The following is a 6,771-nucleotide window of genomic DNA, read 5'->3' as shown; positions in this document are numbered from 1 at the left end:
CGAGCGCCGCGCCCGGGTCCGACCACGCCACCGCCGCGGCCCCGACGGCGACGGGGCCGAGCGTCGCGCCGGCGCCCCGGGCCGTCCCCTCGGCGGCGGTGGCGCTGCCGCGCAGGTCGGGGAACCAGCCGATGCCCAGGGCGGTGGACAGCGGCATCATCGCGCCGAGCAGCACGCCCACGAGGACCAGGCAGGCCGCCTGCGCGAGGCTCCCCGCGTACGCCGTGGCCGCCGCGTACGCGAGCACGGGCAGCGGCAGCACGAGGTACAGCCCCCGGTAGAGGGCCTCGCGCGTGCGCCGGCGCAGCAGCTGCCGGTTGACCGCCGCACCGGTGAAGACGCCGACGGGGATGAGGACGGACAGGACGACGCGCTCGAGCGCCGGCACCCCGCCCGGGCGGCCCTCGAGGAGCAGGCTGACGCCGAAGTGCGAGCCGGAGATGACGAGCCCCAGCACGAGCGAGCCGGCCATGAGCGCGAGCACGCGCCGCTGGCGCACGAGCCCGCCGACCTCGCGCGCCGTCCGTGCGAGGCCCGTCCGCAGGGCGGCGACGGCCGGCACCGGCGCCGCCACCGGGTCGACGGCCGGCACCGCGGCGCGAGCGGGGCCGCCCGCCGGGCCCACCTCAGCCACCGGGCGGCCCCGCGCCGGCCTCAGCGCCACGACGAGCATCCCCAGGCTGTAGGCGGCCAGGACGACGAAGACCCACCGAGGCCGGCCGGCCGCGGCGGCCGCGGCCCCGAGCGCGAGTGCGCTCGCCGCCCCCACGCTCATGAAGCCCTGCAGGAGCGAGAGGGTCCGGTCGCGGCGGACGTCGTCGTCGCGGGCGGCGTCGCTGACGACGACGTAGGCGCACAGGGTCACGGCGGCGCTCGCGGCCCCCGTGACGAGCCGCCCGGCGAGGAGCAGGCCGTAGGCGGGGGCCAGGCACAGGGCCAGCGAGGCCAGACCGTTGACGACGACCGCCGCGGGCAGGACCCGGCGGACGGGGACGACGTCGAGCAGCGGGCCGAGCAGCAGGGTGCCCACCGCGGCGGCGAGGGCGTGCGCCCCGACGGTGAGTCCGACCTGCGAGCCGGTGAGCCCGACCTGCTCCCCGAGGCCCACCGAGACCGGGATGTAGGAGAGCCCGCTGAGGGGCCCGTAGAGGACCAGCACCCCGGCCCCCGTGGCGACGGGGACGGGGCGCTCCCGCCTCGTCCCGGTCCGTCGCACGACGGCACCCTCTCCCGGGTGGCCGCGGGGCGCCACACCCGCCCCTCCGGCGTCCATCGGCCGTCCTCGCCCGCCCGGCGACGGCCCGGGTCCGGCGCCGACCGGTCAGGCGGGTCGTCAGGCCCGGCGGCGCCCGGCGGCGACCGCGGCGACGAGGAGCCAGGTCGTCGTGGCGACGACGGTGAGCGAGAGCGGCACGTGCACGGACAGCGGGGCGTGGTCGCCGCTCCACGCCTGCAGGAACGTGACGGCGAAGGTGACGACGGCGAGGACGGCCAGGCGCAACGACGCGCCGGTGCGCCACCACCACAGCGCCGCCAGCGCCGCCAGGCCGGAGGTGACGTGGAGGACGATCGCGCCGCCGCCGTGCAGCCCCAGCCACGAGGGGTCCTGGACGAGGCTGCCCGCGGTGACGAACTGCCAGACCACGGCGAGGACGCTGAGGGCGGCGGTGACCTGCAGGGCGCGCAGCGCCGCGGAGGAGCCGGTGGAGCGGCGCGTCCCGGACGAGCGGGACGAGCGGGCGGTGGTGGTCACGGGGGGCCTCCCGGGAGCGGGGGCCGCTGCTCTGCAGCCCGTCGGGGCCACACCAGCACCCCCGGGGCCGGACCGCCACCCGCCGCGCCACCCCGGCCGTGCCACCGCTCAGCGGTGCGGTGGTCAGGGGACCGGGGGGTCGTCCGCCGGGTCGGGCGGACCCTCCGCCCACCCCGGGCCGGTCGGCGTCGCCTCCCGTCACCGGAGCCCGAAGAGAGTGGCCGAGGCGCCGCCGTTCACGACGACGACGCCCGGCAGCACCCGCACGGTCGGGAAGGGGCGCCTGTCGGTCGCGGACGGCTCCTCGAGCCGGAGCAGGCGCGGCGTCCCGCCGTCCCACGGAGCCACCTGGACGTCGATGACCGGGTCCTCGTAGTCGTCGTCGACGAAGCAGGCGCCGAGGAGGGCGTCGCCCCCGTCGACCTGCGGGCGGCCGCAGAGGACGCTGTCGGCCACCCGCTGCAGGCGGTCAGCGCTCTGCCGCCCGTACCCCGCGGACTCCCCGCCGTCCTCGAGCAGACGACCCCACGTCGCGTCCGCCGTGAAGCCCTCCACCACCGACAGGGGCCGGGGTCCCGCGTCGTCGAGCACGACGCGGCCGTCCTCGGCCGCCAGGACCAGGTCGACGAGGCCGTCGCCCAGCTCGTCGCGCACCTCGACGCGCACCGCGGACCCGTCGGGCGAGGCGGCGACCCGGAAGGCGTCCCGGGCGAGGAGACGGGGGACCGCGCCCGGGTCGGCGTCCACGTCGGTCGTCGCCCGCAGCGTCCGGTCCCAGCGCCAGAGCTCCTCACCGGTGCCGGGGGCCAGAGCGGCCACCCGGACGTCCAGCTCCTGCTCGCCCCGTTCGACGGCGCCGCACAGGAGCAGCACGACCACGGCCGGCGACGTGGCGGCCGAGCCGCGCAGCTCGCACCCCTGCGCGGCGGCGGCGAGGGTCCGCTCGTCGGACCCGTCGAGGGCCCAGGTGCTCACCTCTCCCGTCTCGTCGTCGACGCCGGTCACGAGGTGGGTGCTCGTCAGCGGCAGCTGGTACTGCCCGGAGTAGCCCGAGGAGCCACCGCCGCGGATGCTGCCCGCGACCTCCCCCGTGGTGCCGTCGAGCGCGACGAGACGGCTGCCGCCGTCGCTGCCGCGGGTGCCCGACTCGTGCACCACGACGACGTGCTCGCCACCCGGGGACGCCGTGAGCTGGACGGTCCGCGCACCGGCGAGCTCGTAGCGCCAGCGCTCCTCGCCCGTGGCGCCGTCGAGGGCCACCACGCCCCGCTCCGTCCGGTACGCCACCCCGCGGCCGGCTGCGACGACCTCCAGCTCCCCGTACCGGCGGTCGAAGATCTCGGCGACGTCGTCGTGGACGTCCCGCGCCCACGCGACCTCGGTCGGGGCGACGGGCTCAGCGGGCAGCACCGCCTCCTCGGGGCCGTCAGCGGTCGTGGACCGCACGGGTGCCACCTCCAGCGCGAGGCCGAGCCCGACGGAGACGAGCACGACCACCAGGGCGCCTCCCAGCGCCGCGGCGACGGGGGCCAGCCGCGGCGAGGTCGGTCGGGTCGCCGGCTCGGGCGCAGGCCGTGATCTGCGGTGCCGCGGCAGCGCCAGCCCCACCAGCGCCGTCCCGACACCGACGGCCACCAGCCCCGCGGCCAGCAGCGGGACGTCCCGGTCGACGAGCCCACCGACGAGGTCGAGGACGAGGCCTGCGGTGACCAGAGCGGCGTCCGCCAGGAGCAGGGCGGCAGCGGCGAGGAGCGAGCCCCGCGGCGGGAGCAGGTGCGTCAGCCGTCGCTCCCGGAGCGTGGCGACGACCACCACCAGGACCGCCACGACCATCAGCACCGGCACCAGCCACGGCAGCGTCTGCGGTCCCGGACCCCGAGCCGTCGTGAGCGCCAGGACCACCGCCGCCGTCCCGCCCAGCAGCAGCGCGGCGGCTGCGACGCCGCGCAGGTGGGCCCGGACGTGGTGCGGCCACCGGGTCGGCGCCCCCGGCGCCGCGGTCCCGTGCCGGGCCCCGCGGTCCCGGTCCACCCCGGTCGCCGGGGCGGGGCCGGGCCGTCCCGCTGCGTCTCCTGGCTGCACCACGGCCGGATCCTCCCTCAGGGCCGCCGTCGGCGACGGCGGACGGGGACGCCTCCCTCGGACGGGCCCACGACCGGGTGCGGCGCCCGTGCCGGGGGCTCGCGGTGCTCGCCGCCTGCAGCTCCTCGGTCGCGCGCCTCAGCGGCCGAAGTCGGCCTTCCGGATGAGCGCGTGGACGCCCGTCGTGCGGTCGACGACCTGCGAGACGGCGAAGTCCGTGGCCGCCGACAGGTAGGTGTAGGCCACGGGGCCCGGCATCCCCAGCTCCTCGGTGAGGAAGGCCAGGGCGTGGCGCACGGCCTGCCGCACGGCGACGTCGAGGTCCGTGCCGTTGCCGCCGCCCTCGGGGCCGTCCTGGTCGGACAGGCCGATGGGGATCCAGTGCTCGGGCGTCTCCGCGAAGGGCTGCTCCGCGGTGATGCGGGGGGCGCCGTCGCCCGGGCGGACGACGGACAGGCGGAGCCGGGCGCGCAGCGAGCCCTCCATCGCCGTGAGCGCCACCTCGCCGTCGCCCTGCGCCATGTGCGGGTCCCCGACGAAGAAGAGGGCCCCCGGCACGCGCACCGGCAGGTAGAGGGTGGCGCCGACGCCGACGTCCGCCACGTCGATGTTGCCGCCGGCGTCCGTGGGCGGCACCGAGTCGACCAGGGCCGTCGTGTCGCGGGCCACGCCCATCATGCCGAGGAAGGGCCGCAGCGGGAACCGCGCCGGCACGGGGCCGGGCATGGCGCCGACGAGGCGGCCCTGCCGGCTCTGGACCTCGGTGAAGACGCTGACGTTGCCGCCCTGGTTGAACCACTCGGCGAGCGAGGGGTCGCCGCGCCACGCCTCCGGGTACTCCCCGGGCAGCGCCCCCTTGCCGTGGCGGTTGGAGATGACGCCGTAGGGCACGCGCGGGGTGAGCTCGAGGACGTCGACCTTCAGGACGTCACCGGGCCGGGCGCCCCGCACGTGCACCGGGCCCGTGACGACGTGCGGCCCCGGGCCGTCGTGCGGGGTGCGCGCGGCGACGCCGATCGCGTCCTGCAGCACGGCGTCCGGGCTCACCCCGAAGGAGGTGAAGTAGCCGAGCGGGTCCTTGCCCTGGTCCTCCAGGACGCCCTCGTGGGACACGGTGTCCATGGTGAGGACCGTCCCCGACGTCACCCGCGCCACCGGGTCGGTGCTCCGCGTGGGCAGCCGCCCCCACAGCGCGGTGGCCGGGTCGCACGGCACGTAGGTCTCCCGGGCCGGGGGCCGCCGCAGCGGCTGCAGCACCTGGACCGGCCCGCCCGCGGCGCCGCCCGGGGCGGCGAGCGCCGGCGCTGCCGACCCGCCGACCACCGCGGCGGCCGCAGCGCCCATCCCCGCCGCGGCGCGGACGAAGCCCCGCCGACCGAGGCCGCGCGCGAGCACCTGCGCCGCCTGCTCCGGCGTCGGGCCGATCGCCGGCCCGTCGGTCAGCAGGACGGCCCCGTCACGCCGCTGGGTCGTGATGTCGTCCACGTCGTCCTCCTCGTCCGCCGACCCTGGGCGGGACGGCGGGTGCACGCTCCTGCGCCCGTGTTGCCCCGGCGTGTCCCCGCGTTGCCGGCGCGTGACGACGCCGCACCCCTCCAGGGCGAGTCGTCGCCGGTTCGCCCTCGTGGTGGCCCTCCGGAGGGCGAGTCGTCGCCGGTTCGCCCTCGGGGTGGCCCTCCGGAGGGCGAGTCGTCGCCGGTTCGCCCTCGGGGTGGCTCTCAGCGGGACGAGCCGTCGCCCGGTCACCCCCGGAGGGCGGGTTGCCCCGTCGCGGTCGCGGCGCGGAGGATCGCCCCGCCGCGCGGTGCCGACGCCGCGCGCGGAGGAGGAGCCGTGGCCGCCCCGTTCGCCCACCCCGAGCACGAGCCCGTCGCCCGCGCCGCCGCCGGCTTCGCGCGGACCCACGCCGACCTCGTGGCCCTGCGGCCCGAGCCGCTGCACCTGCTGGCCCGCACCCGGCACGCCGGCCGGCGCACCGGCCTCGTCTCGGGCGGCGGCGCCGGCCACGAGCCGCTGCACGTCGGCCTCCTCGGCCCCGGCCTGCTCGACGGCGCCGCGCCCGGCATGGTCTTCACCTCCCCGCACAACCGGCAGGTCCTCGAGGCCGGCCGGGCGGCGGCGGGGCCGGACGGCGTCGTGCTCGTCGTGAAGAACTACACGGGCGACGTCATCAACTTCCGCATCGCCGCGGAGCGCCTGCGCCTCGAGGGGGTCCGCGTCGGCGAGGTGCTCGTGGACGACGACGTCGCCACCGACTCCGCCGACAACGCCGCCGGACGCCGGGGCACCGCGGCCACCGTCGTCGTCGAGAAGCTGCTCGGCGCGGCGGCGGACGCCGGGGCCGACGTCGACGCCCTGGTGGACCTCGGCACCCGCGTCGTCGCGGCGAGCCGCAGCCTCGCGGTCGCGTCCCGGGCGCAGACCGACCCGGCGACGGGCGAGCCCGCCTTCGCGCTGGGCCCCCACGAGCTCGAGCTCGGCGTCGGCATCCACGGCGAGCGCGCGGAGCGCACCGTCGCGCGCCCGCCCCTGCCCGAGCTCGTCGAGCAGCTCGTCGGGCAGGTCCTGGCCGCCCTGCCGGCGGAGCCCGGCGAGGCGTCCGGCGCGGCCGGCGACGGCGTGCTCGTCGTCGTCAACGGCCTCGGCGCGACGACGCAGCTCGAGCTCTACGCGGTGATGGAGGAGGTGACCGAGGCGCTCGACCGGCGTGGGGTCGCCGTCGCCGGCGCGCTCGTCGGCACCTACGTGGCGGCCCTCGACATGCACGGCTTCTCGGTGACGCTGACGGCGCTCGAGGAGGGCTGGCTCGACCTGTGGCGGGCGCCGTCGTCCTCGGCGGCGCTCTCGGGCGGCGGCCCCGGCGGGCCCGAGGTCGTGCCCGCGCCGTGGTCGGGCGCCGGTGGTGAGCCCCCGGCGGCCGCGGCGCCGGTGGACGG

General features: G+C 78.6%; 5 protein-coding genes. 1 reads left to right on the top strand and 4 read right to left on the bottom strand.

The annotated features are described in order from the left end of the window. The 4 genes from HLB09_RS11025 to HLB09_RS11010 form a co-directional block, all read right to left on the bottom strand. Nucleotides 1–1,216, bottom strand: a 1,216-nt coding sequence (locus HLB09_RS11025) for an MFS transporter (RefSeq protein WP_171203422.1), incomplete at its 3' end; no start/stop codon positions are given. Between the two features lie 117 nt (nt 1,217–1,333). After that, nucleotides 1,334–1,753 (bottom strand): hypothetical protein, encoded by a 420-nt coding sequence (locus HLB09_RS11020; RefSeq protein ID WP_171203421.1) that lies wholly within the window; start codon nt 1,751–1,753, stop codon nt 1,334–1,336. Between the two features lie 198 nt (nt 1,754–1,951). Continuing rightward, the gene (locus HLB09_RS11015; protein ID WP_171203420.1) at nt 1,952–3,838 is read right to left on the bottom strand and encodes a PQQ-binding-like beta-propeller repeat protein; all 1,887 of its coding nucleotides are present in this window, start codon (nt 3,836–3,838) and stop codon (nt 1,952–1,954) included. A gap of 135 nt (nt 3,839–3,973) precedes the next feature. Further along, nucleotides 3,974–5,320 (bottom strand): acetamidase/formamidase family protein, encoded by a 1,347-nt coding sequence (locus HLB09_RS11010; protein WP_322790139.1) that lies wholly within the window; start codon nt 5,318–5,320, stop codon nt 3,974–3,976. A gap of 348 nt (nt 5,321–5,668) precedes the next feature. On the opposite strand from HLB09_RS11010, the gene HLB09_RS11005 reads away from it, so the two are divergent. Then, a partial coding sequence (locus HLB09_RS11005) for a dihydroxyacetone kinase subunit DhaK (protein WP_171203419.1) occupies nt 5,669–6,771 on the top strand: 1,103 nt, incomplete at its 3' end.

Source organism: Pseudokineococcus marinus, assembly GCF_013004605.1.
GTDB lineage: Bacteria > Actinomycetota > Actinomycetes > Actinomycetales > Quadrisphaeraceae > Pseudokineococcus > Pseudokineococcus marinus.
Note: the sequence above shows the minus strand (reverse complement) of the source record. Positions and strands in the feature narration are given on the sequence as shown.